Source organism: Thermoleptolyngbya sp. PKUAC-SCTB121, assembly GCF_016919485.1.
Taxonomy (GTDB): domain Bacteria; phylum Cyanobacteriota; class Cyanobacteriia; order Elainellales; family Elainellaceae; genus Thermoleptolyngbya; species Thermoleptolyngbya sichuanensis.
The window spans coordinates 1379133-1397089 of sequence record NZ_CP070366.1; the positions used below are offsets into that span (position 1 = coordinate 1379133).

At 55.9% G+C, this 17957-nt stretch carries 17 protein-coding genes, 1 tRNA gene and 1 pseudogene; 5 read left to right on the forward strand and 14 right to left on the reverse strand.

All coding sequences use genetic code 11. The annotated features are described in order from the left end of the window. Positions 1-452 precede the first annotated feature (452 nt). Both psbM and JTM80_RS22615 read right to left on the reverse strand, forming a co-directional pair. Positions 453-569, reverse strand: a complete 117-nt coding sequence (gene psbM / locus JTM80_RS05730) for a photosystem II reaction center protein PsbM (protein ID WP_068511535.1) — start codon at positions 567-569, stop codon at positions 453-455. A gap of 379 nt (positions 570-948) precedes the next feature. Beyond that, a pseudogene (locus JTM80_RS22615) lies at positions 949-1242 on the reverse strand (2Fe-2S iron-sulfur cluster-binding protein); the annotation flags it as partial. Between the two features lie 278 nt (positions 1243-1520). Here JTM80_RS22615 and psbB point away from each other — a divergent pair. After that, the gene (gene psbB, locus JTM80_RS05740) at positions 1521-3053 is read left to right on the forward strand and encodes a photosystem II chlorophyll-binding protein CP47 (protein WP_172357619.1); all 1533 of its coding nucleotides are present in this window, start codon (positions 1521-1523) and stop codon (positions 3051-3053) included. A gap of 160 nt (positions 3054-3213) precedes the next feature. Then, positions 3214-3318, forward strand: coding sequence for a photosystem II reaction center protein T (locus JTM80_RS05745; RefSeq protein ID WP_172357618.1), 105 nt, complete (start codon positions 3214-3216; stop codon positions 3316-3318). Positions 3319-3540: 222 nt separating this feature from the next. Here the strand turns inward: JTM80_RS05745 and JTM80_RS05750 are convergent, their stop codons facing one another. Together JTM80_RS05750 and JTM80_RS05755 are read right to left on the reverse strand one after the other, a co-directional pair. Beyond that, positions 3541-5187: a CTP synthase gene (locus tag JTM80_RS05750; protein WP_172357617.1), complete on the reverse strand. Its 1647-nt coding sequence runs from the start codon at positions 5185-5187 to the stop codon at positions 3541-3543. 409 nt (positions 5188-5596) lie between these two features. Beyond that, positions 5597-6010, reverse strand: coding sequence for a PPC domain-containing protein (locus JTM80_RS05755; RefSeq protein WP_172357616.1), 414 nt, complete (start codon positions 6008-6010; stop codon positions 5597-5599). Positions 6011-6421: 411 nt separating this feature from the next. Between JTM80_RS05755 and JTM80_RS05760 the strand changes: the two genes are divergently transcribed. Then, a complete protein-coding gene (locus JTM80_RS05760; protein WP_172357615.1) occupies positions 6422-6793 on the forward strand; it encodes a hypothetical protein in 372 nt (123 codons plus the stop codon). Positions 6794-6862: 69 nt separating this feature from the next. Here the strand turns inward: JTM80_RS05760 and JTM80_RS22620 are convergent, their stop codons facing one another. Further along, on the reverse strand, positions 6863-7711 hold the full coding sequence (locus tag JTM80_RS22620) for a D-alanyl-D-alanine carboxypeptidase family protein (protein ID WP_225906768.1): 849 nt from the start codon (positions 7709-7711) through the stop codon (positions 6863-6865). Between the two features lie 167 nt (positions 7712-7878). Here JTM80_RS22620 and JTM80_RS05770 point away from each other — a divergent pair, with 167 nt between their 5' ends. Beyond that, positions 7879-8853 carry an AEC family transporter gene (locus JTM80_RS05770; RefSeq protein WP_172357614.1) on the forward strand — a complete coding sequence of 325 codons (975 nt, stop codon included), beginning with the start codon at positions 7879-7881 and terminating at the stop codon, positions 8851-8853. Between the two features lie 95 nt (positions 8854-8948). Here the strand turns inward: JTM80_RS05770 and JTM80_RS05775 are convergent, their stop codons facing one another. From JTM80_RS05775 to JTM80_RS05790, 4 genes are all read right to left on the reverse strand, one after another. Further along, on the reverse strand, positions 8949-9386 hold the full coding sequence (locus tag JTM80_RS05775; protein ID WP_205370764.1) for a hypothetical protein: 438 nt from the start codon (positions 9384-9386) through the stop codon (positions 8949-8951). Between the two features lie 463 nt (positions 9387-9849). After that, positions 9850-10680 (reverse strand): carbohydrate ABC transporter permease, encoded by an 831-nt coding sequence (locus JTM80_RS05780; RefSeq protein WP_172357613.1) that lies wholly within the window; start codon positions 10678-10680, stop codon positions 9850-9852. A gap of 175 nt (positions 10681-10855) precedes the next feature. After that, positions 10856-11659, reverse strand: a complete 804-nt coding sequence (locus JTM80_RS05785) for a transglutaminase family protein (protein ID WP_205370765.1) — start codon at positions 11657-11659, stop codon at positions 10856-10858. Between the two features lie 27 nt (positions 11660-11686). After that, positions 11687-12172 carry a hypothetical protein gene (locus JTM80_RS05790; protein ID WP_205370766.1) on the reverse strand — a complete coding sequence of 162 codons (486 nt, stop codon included), beginning with the start codon at positions 12170-12172 and terminating at the stop codon, positions 11687-11689. A gap of 224 nt (positions 12173-12396) precedes the next feature. On the opposite strand from JTM80_RS05790, the gene aroA reads away from it, so the two are divergent. Beyond that, complete coding sequence (gene aroA / locus JTM80_RS05795) at positions 12397-13740, forward strand: 3-phosphoshikimate 1-carboxyvinyltransferase (protein ID WP_172357608.1); 1344 nt, start codon at positions 12397-12399, stop codon at positions 13738-13740. Between the two features lie 99 nt (positions 13741-13839). On the opposite strand, the gene JTM80_RS05800 is transcribed toward aroA, so the two are convergent. The 5 genes from JTM80_RS05800 to JTM80_RS05820 all read right to left on the reverse strand — a co-directional run bounded on the left by JTM80_RS05800 (position 13840) and on the right by JTM80_RS05820 (position 17859). Then, positions 13840-15108, reverse strand: a complete 1269-nt coding sequence (locus tag JTM80_RS05800; protein WP_172357606.1) for a glutamate-5-semialdehyde dehydrogenase — start codon at positions 15106-15108, stop codon at positions 13840-13842. Positions 15109-15483: 375 nt separating this feature from the next. Next, a complete protein-coding gene (locus JTM80_RS05805; RefSeq protein WP_172357604.1) occupies positions 15484-15891 on the reverse strand; it encodes a hypothetical protein in 408 nt (135 codons plus the stop codon). Positions 15892-16582: 691 nt separating this feature from the next. Then, positions 16583-16654: transfer RNA gene (locus JTM80_RS05810), tRNA-Gly, on the reverse strand. Positions 16655-16783: 129 nt separating this feature from the next. Beyond that, entirely contained in the window at positions 16784-17179 is a 396-nt protein-coding gene (locus JTM80_RS05815) for a YidH family protein (protein ID WP_172357603.1), read from the reverse strand. Between the two features lie 17 nt (positions 17180-17196). Further along, entirely contained in the window at positions 17197-17859 is a 663-nt protein-coding gene (locus JTM80_RS05820; protein WP_172357602.1) for a zinc metallopeptidase, read from the reverse strand. Between the last annotated feature and the right edge of the window lie 98 nt (positions 17860-17957).

The window sequence follows — 17957 nt, forward strand, 5'->3', positions numbered from 1 at the left end:
TAAGTGTGTACAACTCCAAACGCACTACAGGCTGTCTAAAACTAAAGTATCTGGCACATGACCCAATGTGAGGCAAGCTTCCCGGCGCGGGTCACAGTATTTTCACGGAAATGTGAAGCTAGCTAAACAAATATCGCATAACAGAAATAAAATGATCTGCTTTTGTAGATACAACCTCTTCTCTAGCGCAACGCTCTATATCTAAGGGGTAACCCCAAATCCTAAGTTCGATGTGCGCTAAGAGTTCTGAAGCTGAGTCTGCGGCAAATTTGAGGATTTTAGAGGATTTGGAGGATTGATCTGTAGGAATAGGCTGGGCGATCGCCACTAATTCGCCCCTAGTTTTGCCCCTAGTAAAGCCCAGAGGTTTCACAACTCCCTTTACAGACCAAACAAAAAGCGGACAGGAAACTCTGCCCGCTTTCATCAATCAAAGAATCTGGTGCCCTCACCTATTTCGACTGTTTACCCTCGCGGCTAGCGGTCTGAATATAGAGAATCAGCAGGAAAACCGTTGGAACCAGAACGAACAGCAAGCTCGCAACAAACCCAAGATCATTGACAACCATAGTGCTAGACCCTCCACGCAAATCCAGAGATATAAACTCCTAAGACTACAGAATATCACTCCACCGCCTAAGCACATCAAGCCAACAGGGCTACGAAGACGCTGGAATTGTGAAGGTCTGACCCTTTGGTTACTCAGGTCTGCAAACTCTTAGATCTGCAAACCCTATGGATTCAGACGACTTCCAGTTTCCCTGTTGAGGGATTCGTCTCCTCAGCACTGGAACCGGATACCTGCTCTTCTGCCAACACTTCCAAATCTGGCTCAGATGCTTCAGAAGATGAACCGGGTTCAGAGGATTGGGTCGCCCCCACTGCGCCACCTTCCAAATCTGCCTGAGACGGTGAACTGGGCTGATACTCCACCGTCTCACCGGGCTTGGGCTTGGTCACGACGCTGACCGGCCCATTTACCATCGTCTGGCAGGCGAGTCGATAGCCTGCGGGTTTCTTTCTCAGCTTCTGGTCTTCAACTGGAGTCCGCGGGGAAAGGTTTTCCCCGCCTTCGACAATCTCCACGACGCAGGTGCCGCACTGACCGTAGCCTCCACAGTTCATCATTTTGCCCATGAAGGTGTAGAGGTCGATACTGTTCTCAAGCGCCTTCAGCCTCAGATTCGCTCCGTCGGCAGCAATAATCTCTTTGCTTTCTTTAACAAACTTAATATTGGCCATGTCCGATACCGTCCCTGCGTCTTACGCAATGCGCCTGTAACCAATGCTTGCGTCCCATCCAGGCCCTGGTTACACTTTTTAATACACTTTCATTTTTACAACCGGATTGTCAAACTGTCGAAGTGTCTGGCGATCGCACGTTGTCTTTCGTTGGTTCATAGGACTTTGGGCGGTTTGCCACGGATAATGGTGCTTGATTCTGGTAGGCTTACTAGTATCTTGCAGCTTAATAAAAAGGCTCAAAAAGGCGTTGAAACGTAATAGGAGGAGCGTAGTCGATGGGACTACCCTGGTATCGCGTACACACAGTGGTTCTGAATGATCCAGGACGCCTGATTGCTGTACACCTGATGCACACCGCGCTGGTTGCAGGCTGGGCCGGTTCAATGGCGTTGTACGAATTGGCGATTTACGACCCCAGCGACCCGGTTTTGAACCCCATGTGGAGACAGGGCATGTTTGTTATGCCGTTTATGGCTCGCCTGGGCGTTACTCAGTCCTGGGCAGGTTGGAGCATTACGGGTGAAACTGCGGTCAACCCTGGCTTCTGGTCATTTGAGGGTGTTGCTGCTGCCCACATCGTTCTGTCGGGACTGCTGTTCCTGGCAGCCTGCTGGCACTGGGTCTATTGGGATCTGGAGCTATTTAGAGATCCTCGGACGGGTGAGCCTGCATTGGACTTGCCCAAAATGTTCGGTATCCATCTGTTTCTTTCTGGTCTGCTTTGCTTCGGCTTTGGAGCATTCCACCTCACAGGGCTGTTTGGCCCAGGCATGTGGGTGTCCGACCCTTATGGATTGACAGGAAGCGTCCAGCCTGTTGCTCCGTCTTGGGGCCCTGAAGGTTTCAATCCGTTTAATCCAGGCGGCATCGTGGCACACCATATCGCCGCTGGCATCGTAGGCATTATTGCAGGCCTGTTCCACCTCACGGTTCGTCCGCCCGAGCGTTTGTATAAGGCGCTTCGGATGGGGAACATTGAAACGGTGCTGTCGAGCAGTATTGCAGCAGTATTCTTCGCGGCGTTTGTGGTGGCTGGCACCATGTGGTATGGCAGCGCTGCCACGCCGATTGAACTGTTTGGCCCGACTCGCTATCAGTGGGATAGCGGCTACTTCCAGCAAGAGATCAATCGTCGCGTTCAAGCGGATGTGGACGATGGTCTGACGTTGGCCGAAGCTTGGGAGAATATCCCTGAGAAGCTCGCTTTCTATGACTATGTGGGCAACAACCCGGCTAAGGGCGGTCTGTTCCGCACCGGGCCGATGAACAAGGGCGACGGTATTGCTCAGGGCTGGCTGGGGCATCCTGTGTTTAAGGATGCCGCTGGGCGTGAACTGTTTGTGCGCCGGATTCCCAACTTTTTCGAGAACTTCCCGGTTATCCTGACGGATAAAGACGGCGTGGTTCGTGCAGACATTCCGTTCCGTCGGGCTGAGTCGAAATACAGCTTTGAGCAGGCTGGCGTGACGGCGACGATCTACGGCGGTGCGCTGGATGGTCAGGTGTTTGACGACCCGGCAGAAGTGAAGAAGCTTGCGCGTAAGGCTCAGTTGGGCGAACCCTTTGAGTTTGATCGGGAGCCTCTCAAGTCTGATGGGGTGTTCCGAACCAGTCCTCGCGGTTGGTTTACCTACGGACATGCGGTGTTTGCGCTGCTGTTCTTCTTTGGTCATATCTGGCACGGCTCTCGGACGCTGTTCCGCGACGTGTTTGCGGGGATTGACCCTGACCTCTCAGAAGAGCAGGTGGAGTGGGGCTTGTTCCAGAAGGTGGGTGACAAGTCTACTCGCCGTAAGGAAGCCGTCTAGGCATCTGAATTGTGAATTGGAGGAGGGCTTGCTGACGAGTTTTGCTCTGTGAGCATTCCCTCCTTCAGGTTTGCAGGTTTGTATCTGCTGGATTCGTATCTGCTGTGCTGAGTTTTAGTCTGGTGCTACGTTTCCTTGAATAGCTTTAGGAGACTGTGTTATGGAGAGCCTGATTTACGTTTTTCTGCTGGTTTGCACGCTGGGACTGCTCTTTTTTGCGATCGCCTTCCGTGAGCCGCCTCGGATCACCCGCGACAAGGATTAGTTTTACGGATTAGGTTTTCGCTTTAATTTTGCGCTTGCAACTTTGCGCTTGCAACGATGCAAAATCGGCCGTCGAATGGGGTTCCTGCTGGGGACGACTTCGACGGCTAATTTTATAGGCTAATTTTATGGGCAGCTTTTCTCTTATAGGCAGCCCATTCTTTATAGGCAGCCCATTCTCTTTAGCTGTGGAGTAGGAGTGGAGCGCTTGGCACGCCCAGTCCTAATTCACCAGCGATTGGGGCTTGACCGGGGATTGCCCTGAAGATTGCTCTGAGTGGGCGATCGCCGCCTGCACAAACCCTCGAAATAGCGGGTGAGGCGCGTTTGGACGCGACTGAAATTCGGGGTGAAACTGGCTAGCGATGAAAAACGGATGGCTGGGTAGCTCGATAATTTCCACCAGGCGACCATCGGGGGAAGTGCCGCTAATCATATAGCCCGTTTCCAAAAACAGCGTGCGATAGGCATTGTTGAACTCATAGCGGTGGCGATGGCGCTCGTAGACCACCTCTTCGCCATAGAGCCGCTCGGCCAGCGTGTTGGGTTGCAGCCGACAGGGATATAGCCCCAAGCGCATCGTGCCGCCCAGATCCACCACATCCTGCTGTTCAGGCAACAGGTTAATGACGGGGTTGCGGGTCTGCGGGTCAAACTCGGAGCTATTGGCATGTTCCATGCCGGCCACATGCCGCGCCCACTCGATCACCGAACACTGCATCCCCAAACACAGCCCCAGAAACGGAATCTGGCGATCGCGCACGTATTGGATGGCGGTAATCTTGCCGTCGATGCCACGGCTGCCAAAACCACCGGGTACGACAACCCCGTGGATGCCTTGGAGTTGCTCGGCTACCGTTAGTGGCTCGATGTCTTCAGAGTTGATCCAGCGAATCCGCAGGTCGCCGCCCGTAGCCAACGACGCATGGCGCAGCGCCTCCACCACCGACAAATAAGCGTCGTTCAGCCGCACATACTTGCCTACGATGGCGATTTCCAGCGGACAGCCGGGGCGATGCAGCCGCTCTACCAGTTCTTCCCACTGGCGGAGGTCAGGATCTCGCTGCTCCAGTTGCAGCAGGTCGAGTGCTTGGTGTGCCAGGCCTTCTTTTTCCAGCGTCAGGGGCACTTCGTAAATGCTGCTGGCATCCTGTGACGTAATCACGCATTCCACAGGCACATCGCAAAATTCCGACAGCTTTTCTTTAATTCCCTTTGGCAGGGGACGATCGCACCGACAGACGAGAATATCCGGCTGAATCCCAATCGAGCGAAGTTCTTTGACCGAGTGCTGCGTCGGCTTGGTTTTCATTTCGCCAGCCGAAGCAATCCACGGCACCAGCGTCACATGCATATACAGCACATTGCGCCGCCCCACAGCTTTGCGAAACTGGCGAATCGCCTCCAGAAACGGCAGCGACTCGATATCGCCCACTGTGCCGCCAATTTCTGTGATCACCACGTCAGGGTGGGTATTGGTGGCAACACGCAAGATGCGTTCCTTAATTTCGTTGGTGATGTGGGGAATCACCTGCACCGTGCCGCCCTGATAGTCACCCCGCCGCTCTTTGTTCAGCACGGCTTGATAAATCGACCCCGTGGTGACGCTGTTCAACCGCGACATGGAGGTGTCGGTAAAGCGCTCATAGTGTCCCAAGTCTAGGTCGGTTTCTGCACCGTCTTCCGTTACAAAAACTTCCCCATGCTGAAACGGACTCATTGTGCCGGGATCGACATTGATGTAGGGGTCAAGTTTCAGGATCGAGACGGAGTAATCGCGCGACTTGAGCAGTCGCCCCAGGCTAGATGCCACAATGCCTTTGCCGATGCTGGAAACAACACCGCCCGTTACAAATACAAACTTTGTCATAGGTGGGGAGAGAGCGTGGGGGAAAGAGCGAGAAAACTGAAAAGCTGAGGGCGATCGCCAGACTGCCAATTTGACCGAATCCATTCTGACACAAGCTGCCCCCTTCAATTCGCTCTGAGCCGTTCCCCAGACGCTATAAACCAATCCCCGAAAACAAACGGCGCATCTCGATGAGGTGCGCCGCGCCAGAAGCGTTATAAAGAACTGTTCCAAAGAGCATCGCAGAGCAGCAATGCGCCAATCCTTCAGGAACGCCATTTCAGGTTGTGTCATGAGATTTTGGCCAACCTATGGGGCGATCGCCCTGTGCAGCTTTGCCTGCGTTTTGGACTGCCTCTGTTTGGGCTGCCTCCGTCGGCTCCTTGGAAGAATTTTGGAAGAATTCCAGAATTCCCCGGTGGGTTTTCTGCTATTCGGCAACCATGACCTCGACCGTGTAGCGGCCGCGGCTGCTGGCATCAAAACCGTTGGCAATCACGATGTAGGTGCCGTCGGTGGCCAACGTCAGTTCCAACTGCGAGTTCTGAGGGTTGCCGCCTGCGCTGTGGTTTTCGCCCAGCACCTCACCTTCTGGGCTGATGACCGCCAGATAGGGCTGAAATTCAGTGCTGAATAGTTTGATCGTCACCGTTTGTCCAGCTTTACCTTCAAAGGTGAACTGGTCGTACAGGCTGTTATCCGAAGGCAGCACCATGTCGCCGTTTTCCAGCACGCCTTCTTCACTTAGCAGCATTTCCTGAGCGCGGGCGATCGCCCCTGTCGCGCAGATTCCCACCGCTACTGCACCGGCCAGCACCCTGGCAAACCATTTCTGACCTGTCATAGCCCGTTCCTCAACTAAATCCAAATAGAACAAGTCGCGCTAGAGAATCCTGCGATGGTGCTTTAATGTCTCACCTGATACAGGGACTGCCAAACACAACACAACGATTCTTACACGCTCTGCTATTTGGCTTCAGGGAGAAAATGCGGAATTCACAAAAGCAAAATCATTCTCTTCTTGAAGATTACCCAGATTTGATCCCGGCCGTAACATCCATTAGGCGCACTGGATGGCGATCGCCCCTCGCCTGCGGCAAGTCTTGCAAGCCTTGTGGATGGGTCAATTTGGGGATTGGCCTCAGGAGGCGATCGCCCGCCTCAATTCGTTCACAAATCTCGCCTAACCGCTTGGAAATCCTGGGCAAAATTAACATAATGTTAATTAATGCAACGATATTTTTCAGAGGCACTCATGGCAGGACTATTCGGTTTGTTTGGCAAAAAGAATAATGCAGAGGCACCACCCTCCGCTAGCAATGGCGCAAAGCCAGGAGCCTATTTCCTGGACGCAGACGATGCCAAAACGATGGGCAACATCGAGTACATGCGCTCGAAAAAAGTCATCAAGCACAAGTTTCCCAAGACCGCAGGCAACGGTGGCGAGTTTGAAGTGGAGTACGAAGTGTCTTCTGACAATATGAAGTCGGGCAACAGTCTGCAAGTTCCAACCGAACCGACTTCCACGTCTTCTGAAGCGACACCCAAGCTAACGAACGAGCGCCGCACGGCCGACTCCAGTATGGATCTCTTCCGTAACATGGCTCGCGACATTCGCAAGCGCTAGAGCTGATCAAGAAGTCTAAGCGTGGGGGGTGGGTTCACCTGCCCCCTGACTGATTGCCAGTAGCCGAAACTACCGCTTATAAAACGTTTCGAGGCTGTGGCGATCGCCCACGAAGCGCCAGTGCCACGGTTCGTAGCTCACGCCCTGAGCGTTGTCCTGAGGGAAAGACAGCTCAAACCCAAAGCGGGCAGCATTGGCCGTCAGCCAGCGGTAGGCGGCTGTCTGATCGAAATCGGTTTCCAAGTCTGTATCTGGGCGATCGCCGTCCCCAATATCCACTGCATAGCCCGTGTGGTGTTCGCTGTAGCCGGGAGGAGCGCTGACCTGGGCCCGTTCCTGAGCCGAGAGCGATCGCTTCGCCTTCAGCGTGAAAAACAGGTAAGTCTGTTCTTCCACCGAGCGAAAGCCCGACAGCGGCACCAGCCTCACCCGCTCAGCGCGAGCCGCCCTCACCATTGCCAAAAAGCGCTCGGCAGCCGCATCACGCAGCAGGATGCTGCCATTGGGAAGCACTGGGCTGAGGGTGTCTGGAGGAGCTTCGGCGTAGGCGATATGGCCCAGCAGGCTATCGGCCGGGGTCAGCGACAGTTGAGACATCGCTGCGGACAAGCCGGCCTCGATCGGCTGATAGCCCTGTGCGGCAGAAACATTGCTAAAGAACAGGCTGCGGCTGACCAGCGCAAGCTGCACCGCCGCCACAAAGCCAATCAGCCCCCATAGCCAAACCCGCCCCCGAAAGAGCGATCGCAGCCTATCCGCCGCCGCTCGAAACCCAAACCCACCGGGGTTCAAATCGGCCTCTAAACGCGCCCCATCTCGCTGAGCAACCGGGATATCGTCGGTCAGCCCATATTGACTTTCCTGGCCAGAGACATCGGGCTGGGGCGCTGACGACTTGGGCAAACTGGCATCTTTCACGCAAACTCTCCCGCAGACTGGTTTAGTCCTGCGGGGTTATTATTGCATGGCCTTGGAAGAGCGTCATCCCCTTCGACACACGGCAAAGTAACTCAACGGTCTGCTGAACCCTTGCTCCGCAACGATAGCCTTAAAACCGTTCAAATTACTCCAACGATAATCAACCTATGGAATTTCCGAGTCTTCGCTTGCTGAGTCTCTATGTCCCGCTGATAGGGTGGAGCAGTTTGGGATTTTGGCTAGGACGGATTTGTCCGCTGTGGGTGGGCGATCGCCTCGGAAAGCTGCTGTTTTGGGTAGGGGTGCCGATTAGCGTGCTGGGGTTTCTGCGCCAGTCCGAACTCTCGGCAGCGGTGTGGCTTGCGCCCGTGGCAGCGTGGCTGGCGATCGCGCTGGGGGGGCTGCTGGGCTGGCTATGGCTGATGGCTACGCTAAAGCAAGGACAAAGACCAGAACAAAAACAACGACCTGTTTCTTCCCCCATGACTCAGAGCCGTCCTCAGCAAGGCAGCTTTTTGCTGGCGACCATGATGGGCAACACGGGCTATTTGGGGTTCCCCGTCAGTCTAGCGCTTATAGGCCCAAAGTACTTTGCCTGGGCTCTGTTTTACGACATGATTGGCACGACGCTCGGAGCCTACGGGCTGGGCGTAGTCATGGCCGCCCACTTTGGCGGCATGCAAAAGAGTCCACGGGATTTGCTGCGGGCGCTAGTGTGCAACCCGGTGCTGTGGAGCTTTGCGCTGGGGTTGGGCATCCACGACATACCGCTACCGCTCTGGCTAGACTCGTTCCTCAAAACAGTCGCTTGGACAAGCATTACCGTTGCCCTTGTGCTGATTGGAATGCGGCTCAGCCAGTTGCGTTCTTGGCGCAGTGTCCGCCTCGCCTCCGTCAGCCTGAGCGTGAAAATGCTCATTGTGCCGCTGCTAATCGGCGTGCTGCTCTCGTTCACCAGCCTTGGCTCAGCAGAAAAGCTAGCGATCGTCCTCCAGGTCAGTATGCCACCGGCCTTTGCAACCCTCGTACTGTGTGAAGCCTACGAGCTAGACCGAGAGCTAACAGTGACGGCGCTGGCCATGGGATCGATCGGGCTACTCGTCACGCTGCCCCTCTGGCTGCTGCTGTTTCCCACAAGTTAGACGCAAGTTAAATGCAAGTTAGAAATGCAAGTTATACGCAGCAGAAGCAGCCCAAATGCGGCTTCAATGTGGTCTTTTTCCTTAGACCAACGCTCCTAGCCGACCCAGCTTACGTCGCTATCTGACGAGTTCACCGGAGGCAGGGGCTTGGAAATGGGAACCTCGCGCCGGGTAGGAGTCTTTTGGGCGTTGGCCGGCGCTGCTGGCGGCACTGGCTCGACTCGTTGAGCAGGTGCAGGAATTGGGGTCAACGGCGGCTGCTGTTGGCGCTGCTTCTCTTCCCAATCTTGAAATGCTTTCTTCTCAGGCAGGATCACCTTTTTCATGATCCACTCAATCGTCTGTTCTTTGACCCAGCCGCGAGCCACCAGCACCTCGCCCAGACGCATCCCAGTTGCCTGCTGATCGTTCAGCGCCACCGTGACCTGATCCGGCGTGATCAGACCTGCATCTAGCAGGTAGCTGCCCAGGCGCTTGGGGCGCATCGGCATGGGAATAGATGTTACTCGATAGCGATCGCTCCTATCACGCATAGTCATACAACTCATAGCAGATCAGTACAGCGGTATCAAAAGCAAATCTCGGAAAATCCCGATGCTCTGCAACTTTGGAGCAGAAAACCTTTGTAAATTCACCTGTAAATCCACTATAAACCCGCATTTAAGCTCACATCTCAGCAAGTAATAACGGGCGTGTATCTTCAGAGAATTTACTGGCTCCCGATGAACAGACTGGTCTAGCGACGCTTTCCCTCCGGGATAATACGGAGATTAGCTCAAGGCGAAAGAGTTCTTTACAGTATAACAACGGAACACTGACTCTTTCTTTATCGAGCCTTTACAGGTTGTTTCAGAATATCTCACAGAGTATTTTTCGGCAATGGGGCGGAGTTAATTCTCCATAACCTAGAAAAATGAAACCCCTCAGCGCTAGGGGCTGAAACCCTTCAACAGCAAGACATTTCGCCGTTTAGCCCGGTTGAGCGGGCAGTTTTGATTATCCCTTGACCCCACTACTGGTATCCGTTGGCACGATGTAGCGCTGAAGCAGACCGAATACCAGCAAGATAGGCGCAATCGAAATCACAGACCCCGCTGCAATCAGTCTCCAGTCGAGGGAAAATGCACCCGCTAGTTTGGCAACGCCCAGGGGCAGCGTGTAATAGTCGGGCTGGTCGAGCAGGATGAGCGGCCAGAGAAAGTCGCTCCAAGCTCCGATGAAAACGAAAATCGCCAGCGTGATCAGGGCAGGGCGGACAGCGGGCAGCATCACATTCCACCAGATCCCCAGTTCCGAGCAGCCGTCGATGCGGGCGGCTTCTTCTAGCTCTTTGGGTACGCCTTGAAACGCCTGACGCAGGAGAAAAATCCCAAAGGCAGAGGCGATCGCCGGTAAGATCAGCCCTAAGTACGTATTACGCAGCCCCAGCTTCACCGCCAGGACATACAGCGGAATCATCACAATCTGAAACGGAATCAGAATTGTGGACACAATCAGCAGCAACAGCGCCTCGCGCCCGCGAAACTGGAGTCGCGCCAGGGGATAGGCCGCCAGCGAGCAAAACAGCAGATTTAGCACCACCGTTAGCACTGCGACCAGGGTGCTGTTGAACAGGTAGCGCCCGAAAGGATTGGTCTGCCATACTGTCACAAAATTTTGCAGCGTTGGAGACTGGGGCAAAAACCGGGGCGGAAACTCGAAGATATTTTCTGTGGGGGCTTTGAACGCCGTGCTGACTAGCCAGATCAGCGGCAGCAGCATGACGAGGGCGATCGCCCCCAGCAGGGCATACAAAGCGAGGGTCTTGAGCGATCGCGTCGAGGGCATTCGTCGAGGATGGGATAGAGGTTGGAGATCAGGCAAAACCCTTTCGGCGGGTTCACCCGCACCAAGGGGGAATTCTTTGAGTTTACCTGGTGAGTTTGCCTGGTGAGTTTGCCTGGTGAGTTTGCCTGGTGAGTTTACCTGGGGGCTGCACATTTCCTTGCCTAGCTGCTAACCCCTAGCCCTCCTTCACCCACACGCGCATTTCCTGAAGTGTCAGCGGGCCAAACTGGGTCGCTAGGGCCACATCGGCGGCATCACGACCATAGGCGATCGCAATTCGGTTTCCCCGTGGCTGTGGCTGCGTCGCGTCGAAGGTATACCAGCGGCCCTCGGCGGTTGACCCGTCGGGGCTGCTGAGGAATGCCTCAAACCAAGCGTGCAGATCCATCGGCTCCAGTTCGTACAAGTACCCCACCACCATCCGCGCCGGAATCGAGAGGCTGCGGCAGAGGGCGATCCCCAGATGGGCAAAGTCGCGGCAGACACCGATTTTGCTCTGGGCAGTGTCTACCGCAGATGTAGAGGAGTTGCTGGTGCCGTATTGATATTTCACCTGGGTATGAATCCAGTGGCGGATCGCCTCCACCTGGGCATAGCCCGGTTCCATGTCGCCCACGATGGCGATCGCCTCCTCATACAGCATGTCCGACTGGCAGTAGCGGCTGGGCAGCAAAAACTGCACCACGCTATCGGGCAGCAGTTCCACAGGCACATAGGCGGCATCGGGCGCAACGTCGATCTCGTCCGCTGTTTCTACACAAGCGGCGGTGTAAACCAGAAATCGTCCCTCTGGCGTAACCAAACGCTGGCAGAGATTGCCGTAGCTGTCGGTATATTCCACCACAGGCACCGACGGCTCCAGCCGATATTCCTCGCGCACCACCCACTGCCCTTCGCCGCTGCGGGGGCGCAACATCAGCAGCAGCGGACTTGGCGCTTCTGCCGAGAATAAAAGCTGACAGCCTGCTTCCAGCCGCATTTGAGAATCCTCAACCGATGGCTGGCGCTACAAGGACTGCATTTCTAAATTCAGCACATAATGCCCAAGCTGCAAGTTTTCTGTCCACAGTTCATACTCCACGCGCAGGTGACGGGGCTGGGGATCGGAAATCAGCTTCAGGTGGCGCGTATAGTTCCGCAGGCGCATCTGGTCGCTCATACCCAGGTCGCCCGACTGCGATCGCAGCCAGTAGCGGCTGATGCCGTAGACTCCTTGCTCCCAAAAGTGGCGATAGCTGATGCTGCCGTTGCCCTGCATGGTCATAATCACGCGGTAGGGGGAAATTTCGAGCCAGAGCAGGTGGGGCTGCTGGGCCTGGTCAGCCGAAGTTTCCCCTTCGGAATAGTCCATAAACAGCGGCTCCGTCAGCACGACGTGATAGCGGCCTGGCTCTTTTTCATATAGCGCGGCAGAGGCTTCCACCACCGACCAGAGCGGCGAATTCAGTGACATCCAGGACAGACAGACTGGCTGGCGATGTTCGGTGAGCATGGCTAAAAAGGGCTGGGACTAAAAAGGGCTGGGAAGATGATCTTTTTATCCAGTCAAACAGGTTCAATCTTGCCAGATCTGCGAAACAGGATGAAATAGAATCTGTCGGCAGAGAATGCAGTTCGACCAGTGATCCGGCCTTTGCACTGCTCTGGTAGCGTAGTAAACGCAGCGATGGCGCAGCACGCTCGACGAGGCAATTGCCCACCTACGGAACTATAGCAATGCAGACGGCTTCTATCACCCTCAAAACCACCGAACATCATCATGTGCTGACAATTTCGCCGCCTGTGGATTTGGCGCTGACAGGGGCGATCGCCATTCCCGGCGACAAGTCTATCTCCCACCGGGCGCTGATGCTGGGGGCACTGGCGGAGGGCACGACGGAAATTCGCGGGCTGCTGTTGGGGGAAGATCCCCTGAGTACCGCCGCCTGCTTTCGGGCAATGGGGGCAAACATTTCCGACCTGAATACGGAACGAGTGACCGTAGAGGGCATTGGACTGGGGCAACTCCAGGAACCTGCCGACGTGCTGAATGCGGGCAATTCTGGCACCACGATGCGGCTGATGCTGGGGATTTTGGCCTCCCACGCGGGGCGATTTTTCACGGTGACGGGTGACGGATCGCTGCGATCGCGCCCCATGTCTCGCGTGATTCGGCCGCTCCAGGACATGGGCGCACAGATCTGGAGTCGTGCTGGGGGCCTCGCGCCACTGGCGGTGCAGGGGCAGGCGCTTCGGCCGATTCACTACACCTCGCTCATTGCTTCGGCCCAGGTGAAATCCTGCATTTTGCTGGCGGGGCTGGCCACAGAGGGCAAAACGACCGTCAGCGAACCCGCCCTATCTCGCGACCACAGCGAACGGATGCTGCGGGCCTTTGGGGCAGAGGTTCTGGTTGATCCCGACACCTGTAGCGCAACGGTAGTCGGCCCGGCGCGGCTGATCGGGCAGCCCGTGGTGGTTCCCGGCGACATCAGTTCGGCGGCGTTTTGGCTGGTGGCCGGGGCGATCGCCCCCGGTTCTGATTTGCTCATCCAAAATGTCGGCGTGAACCCAACGCGCACGGGCATTCTCGACGCGCTGGCGCAGATGGAGGCAGACGTGACCCTGGAGAATGCTCGCGAGGTGGCAGGCGAACCCGTTGCCGATCTGCGCGTGCGCGGCCACAATCGGCTAAAGGCGGGGCACATCGGCGGCGACCTGATTCCCCGGCTGATTGACGAAATCCCCATTCTCGCGGTGGCAGCCGCCTTTGCCGAAGGGACGACCGTCATCTCCGATGCCGCCGAACTGCGGGTGAAAGAGAGCGATCGCCTCGCCGTCATGGCCACCCAGCTCAGCCGCCTGGGCGCAACCGTCACCGAGCGTCCTGATGGTTTGGAAATCACGGGCGGCAAACCCCTGCACGGAGCCGAGGTGGATAGCCACACCGACCACCGCATTGCCATGAGTCTGGCGATCGCCGCCCTCCGCGCCACAGGCCCCACCACGATCCACCGCGCCGAAGCCGCTGCGGTTTCCTATCCGGGGTTTGTGGACACGCTGAGGCAGGTGGTGAGGTGAGGGGGCGAGAGACGGAAAAAAGAAGAACGAAGAACGAAAAACGAAGAATGAAAAACAGAACCTCTTCTCTCTTCGTTCTTCTCTCTTCGTTCTTCCTCCTCAGCCGCTCCCCTGTACCACATACTTCAGCGTGGTCAGCGTTTCTAGCGTGATTAGCCCGCGCCGATGTCCTTTTTGGTTGGACATGCCGAGGGCGATGGGGCTGCCCTGCTTGGGGTTGCGATAGAACCGGGGCGAGGCGTTGATATAGGTCGTGGCGCTGTTGATATGCAGGGCAAACTGGTGGCTTTCCTGGTAGGATTCGGTCACCAGGCAGTCGGCGTGGCCGCTGCTGTAGCGATTCATCAGGGCGATCGCCTCTTCCAGTCCGCTGACCGAACGGAAGGCAATCGTGTTGTCCAGGTAGGGGCGCGGCCACTCGTCGTCTTCCGTCAGTACCAGATCCGGAAACTCCGCCACCAGCCCCGCATCGCCCCGCAGGTGAAAGCCTTTTTCGCGCAGGCTGCGCCACAGGGCTTGTAGCGTGTTGGGGTCGTGGTGAGTGCTGATCAGCACCTTCTCGATGGCGTTGACTGGATCAGGTTCGCTCTGGTGGCTGTCTAGAATCATGCTCCGGGCCAGATCCAGGCTGCCGGAGGGCGACCAGTAGAGATAGCAGTTGCCAATTGCCGTTTTTAGCACAGGCACAGTGGCCTGGCGGATCACTTGGTTCACCAGGCTCACGCGACCATAGGGAATGACTAGATTAACGTAGGCATCTTGGGTCACCAGTTCGCGGATTGAGTCGCCCTGGTCAGTCGGAATCCAGCCGAGGGCATCGGTGGGCAGGCCGGCTTCCTGGAGGGCGAGTTTCAGCGTGCTGGCGATCGCCTGGTTGGAGTTGCTGGCCTCGCTGCTGCCCCGCAGGACGATGCTGTTGCCCGTGCGAATACACAGCCCAGCGGCGATCGCCCCCAGTTCGGGAAACGCCTCATACACCAGCGCAATCACCCCCAGCGGCATCAGTTGGCAATAGGACTGAGAATGACTGAGGGAATAGGGAATCGTCAGCATTTGCTGCGTGGGGTCTGCCAGTTCCGAAAGGCGTTGCAAAATCTTGACCACCGCCTCGATCCGCTCCGGCGTGAGCTTCAGCCATTCCAGCACCAGATCGGGCACGGCCATTTCTCGGCTGGCTTCGAGATCTAGCGTGTTGGCCTCAAGAATATCGTCCTGCTGATCCTTCAGCACTTCCGCCATAATCTGGAGCGCCCGACTGCGATCGCCCCCTTTCATCGCAGCCAAATGTCCCGCCGCTGCATAAGCCCGATGAAGCGTGGTCAGCAAATCGGCTGGGGAATCTAAAGAATCCTGACTGTTAGAAAACACGGTAAAGAACTGTGAAAAACGCTGCCATTCACTGCATTAGACAATGAATTGCACAAGTATCGCCTCGATGACTCGATAATCTGTGTATTGCGCTAAATCTATTGCACTAATCTATTGCGCTAAATCCATTGCACTAATACAGCTTTAACCTGTAAGGCTCACGGCTGTAAAGCTCAAGACTGTAAAGCTTTTAGGGAATCGCTCAGTAGCACTTTGCAGTAGCACAGCGCGATCGCCCTATCCTAATCACATTTCAGTGACAGTTTGGTCAGTGACAGTTTGGTCAGTGACAGTTTGGTCAGTGACAGTTTGGTCAGTGACAGCTTGGTGACGTTGCAGCCCATGAGGGATTAGCAGGACTGGGTTTTCGGCGGACTATCGCCGACAGGCTAGCCACAGCATAAACGCCAGCATGACCGACAGCACCAGCGCCGCCACCACCCGAAACGCCACCTGAGAGGCAGCGGGTGCGCTCAGCGTGGTCAGCAGCAGCAGAAACACCAGCGCAAACATGAACAGCAGCGTCAGCGGCACATAGCCCTTTCCCAGGGATGGGTTCACCACAATCCACTGATGCCCGTTCCAGCGCCACGCCCGCTTGTAGGGATAGTTGGTCGAAAGCTGCTCAATCGTATGCCCGCTGTCTTGCACGACGAAAATTTGCTGACATCGGTCGCAGCCAAAGGCATCCGTCAGGGCGATGGGTGTCAGCTTGCCCCGACGACGACAGGGACAGGGGTAGTCGCCGTTTAGGTCGATTTTGTGGGGTTTCTGAGTTTGCACAAGCAGAGCAGCGGTGAGTGTGATGCAAGCGGTGCAGGGTCTAGCGCCTTGGGAGCCACGACCGTGAACCCAAAAGCCGCTGGGGGCGATCGCCCTTCCCGCGCAGCCGCAGACGAACCAGCGCTAAACCATGATTCATTGACTATCGTCAACCGGACTATCGTCAACCGACCCATCCTCCAACCCTCGTCAGAGAGGTTGGTTTGGGTGTGACTTGATGCGTGATCCTGGACAGGCTTCTAGGCAGCGACCCAGACTTTTCCCAGAGCTTCTGCCGGGAACTGGGGTTGCGAATACCCAGATTCAGCCCGATTCTAACATTCCTGTTTGCGGGAGTCAGTGACAGAGAACCGTGGACTGAGAAACGTGGAGTGAGCAACGTGGACAGGAGAAACACGAGCGCGATCGCCCGCTTCCCAGCCCATCCAACCCGTCGTGTCATCAGTACTGGTAAGACTCTCTAGACTCATCCTACAGGGGCAAGCTGAGAGATCAGTGGAAAATTCGCTTAAGCTTGGATAAAGCCTGCAAGCCCAGCGAAAACCGAGCAGAAAGGTGTCTTGATTCACGAAGATGCTAAAAGCGAACGCATCAGACACGCTGGTTCAGCAGCGCCTACTCAGCACAACCTTGCAGCAGATTGAACTCATTCCCAAACCACCACTGACTCTTAGCACTAGGTCGGAAACAAAGCGGGTAACGCGATTCGAACGCGCGACATTCACCTTGGCAAGGTGACGCTCTACCACTGAGCTATACCCGCAAAACACGCTCCAAAAAAGCGTAACTATTATTGTGTGTGAGAGGTCACCGTTTGTCAACCTGGGCCAAAGATTTTTGCAAATTTTTTGGGGGCGATATTCTAGTCTGCCGCGGCGAGCAAGGCAGGGGGCTAGTTCAGAGTGCTGATGATAATTCCCAGGAAGGCGAAGATGCCAATCACCATCAGGGCGATCGCCACGACCAGCGCGTTGGAGCGTCGCGGTGTGTAGAGGTAGTCGTCTCGCTGAATGCGCCGCAACTCCTGGCGATGTTCAATCGTCGCCGATAGCATGGCATACAGCCCGACCGCGATGAATGCCAGCCCAGTGATTCTCGCTAGGTACATTGTCCCCAGATAGTCAAGCCTGCGGGTTCGCTGAATCGCCGTCACAATCTGGTCAATGCCAAAGCCAAAGCCAATCAGCGAGAGCGAGGTACGAATCCATGCTAGCAGCGTGCGTTCGGCGGCGGCTCGGTTGCGCTCTTTCGCGAGTTCGTTGTTCAGGTTGCGGGGCGCGTCAGGCATGGGCGTGCGAATAGGATCTAGTAGCGGCGACGGCTGCGCTGGGTCAGGCTAACGTAGTAGAGTAGTTGCATGATAGAAGTGGCAGCAGCAGCGATGTAGGTCCAGCCTGCGGCACCGAGCATCTGTCTGGCTCCCTGACGCTCCTCTGGCGTATCCAGCAGCCCCGCATCCTCTAGCAGCTTTAGCCCCCGACGGCTAGCATCGATTTCAATCGGCACCGTCAGCAGGGAAAAGACCACCATCAGCCCAAACATGAGAACCCCAATCCACATTAGCCCCACCATGCCAAACATGAAGCCCAGCAAGAAGGCCATGTAGGAAATGGTCGGCGTGAATTGCAGCGCAGGCAGCAAGAAACTGCGGGCAGCGATCATCGGCGAACCCGTCTGGTATTGCTGTACATGCCCCAACTCATGGGCGGCGATCGCCATTGATGCAACCGACGGCTGGGCGCACACGGGTTCCGATAGCCGCACCACGTTGGTTCGCGGGTCGTAGTGGTCGGTCAGGGAGCCGCGCGTTGGCTCCAGCGGAATCGACTTCAGCGACGTGCGATTAAAAATGGTCTGAGCAACCTGCATTCCGGTGTAGCGTTCGCTGTTGGGCACTTGGCTCCACTTGGCAAAGGCGCTTTTGAGACGAGCCTGAACCAGCATGGAAATTAGTATCGTGGGTAGCATCACCCAAAGTAAGTAGATCGGATCATAAAAAAACATAGTTTCAGGGCAAGCTTAAGTAGATAAGACTTGAATCGTTTTAATCCAAATTTTTGACTTAA

Excerpts from the sequence above, each read along its gene's own strand:
- psbM (WP_068511535.1), bottom strand. The coding sequence starts at position 569 with ATGGTTGTCAATGATCTTGGGTTTGTTGCGAGCTTGCTGTTCGTTCTG.
- psbB (WP_172357619.1), top strand. The coding sequence starts at position 1,521 with ATGGGACTACCCTGGTATCGCGTACACACAGTGGTTCTGAATGATCCA.
- JTM80_RS05745 (WP_172357618.1), top strand. The coding sequence starts at position 3,214 with ATGGAGAGCCTGATTTACGTTTTTCTGCTGGTTTGCACGCTGGGACTG.
- JTM80_RS05750 (WP_172357617.1), bottom strand. The coding sequence starts at position 5,187 with ATGACAAAGTTTGTATTTGTAACGGGCGGTGTTGTTTCCAGCATCGGC.
- JTM80_RS05755 (WP_172357616.1), bottom strand. The coding sequence starts at position 6,010 with ATGACAGGTCAGAAATGGTTTGCCAGGGTGCTGGCCGGTGCAGTAGCG.
- JTM80_RS05760 (WP_172357615.1), top strand. The coding sequence starts at position 6,422 with ATGGCAGGACTATTCGGTTTGTTTGGCAAAAAGAATAATGCAGAGGCA.
- JTM80_RS05770 (WP_172357614.1), top strand. The coding sequence starts at position 7,879 with ATGGAATTTCCGAGTCTTCGCTTGCTGAGTCTCTATGTCCCGCTGATA.
- JTM80_RS05775 (WP_205370764.1), bottom strand. The coding sequence starts at position 9,386 with ATGCGTGATAGGAGCGATCGCTATCGAGTAACATCTATTCCCATGCCG.
- JTM80_RS05780 (WP_172357613.1), bottom strand. The coding sequence starts at position 10,680 with ATGCCCTCGACGCGATCGCTCAAGACCCTCGCTTTGTATGCCCTGCTG.
- JTM80_RS05785 (WP_205370765.1), bottom strand. The coding sequence starts at position 11,659 with ATGCGGCTGGAAGCAGGCTGTCAGCTTTTATTCTCGGCAGAAGCGCCA.
- JTM80_RS05790 (WP_205370766.1), bottom strand. The coding sequence starts at position 12,172 with ATGCTCACCGAACATCGCCAGCCAGTCTGTCTGTCCTGGATGTCACTG.
- aroA (WP_172357608.1), top strand. The coding sequence starts at position 12,397 with ATGCAGACGGCTTCTATCACCCTCAAAACCACCGAACATCATCATGTG.
- JTM80_RS05815 (WP_172357603.1), bottom strand. The coding sequence starts at position 17,179 with ATGCCTGACGCGCCCCGCAACCTGAACAACGAACTCGCGAAAGAGCGC.
- JTM80_RS05820 (WP_172357602.1), bottom strand. The coding sequence starts at position 17,859 with ATGCTACCCACGATACTAATTTCCATGCTGGTTCAGGCTCGTCTCAAA.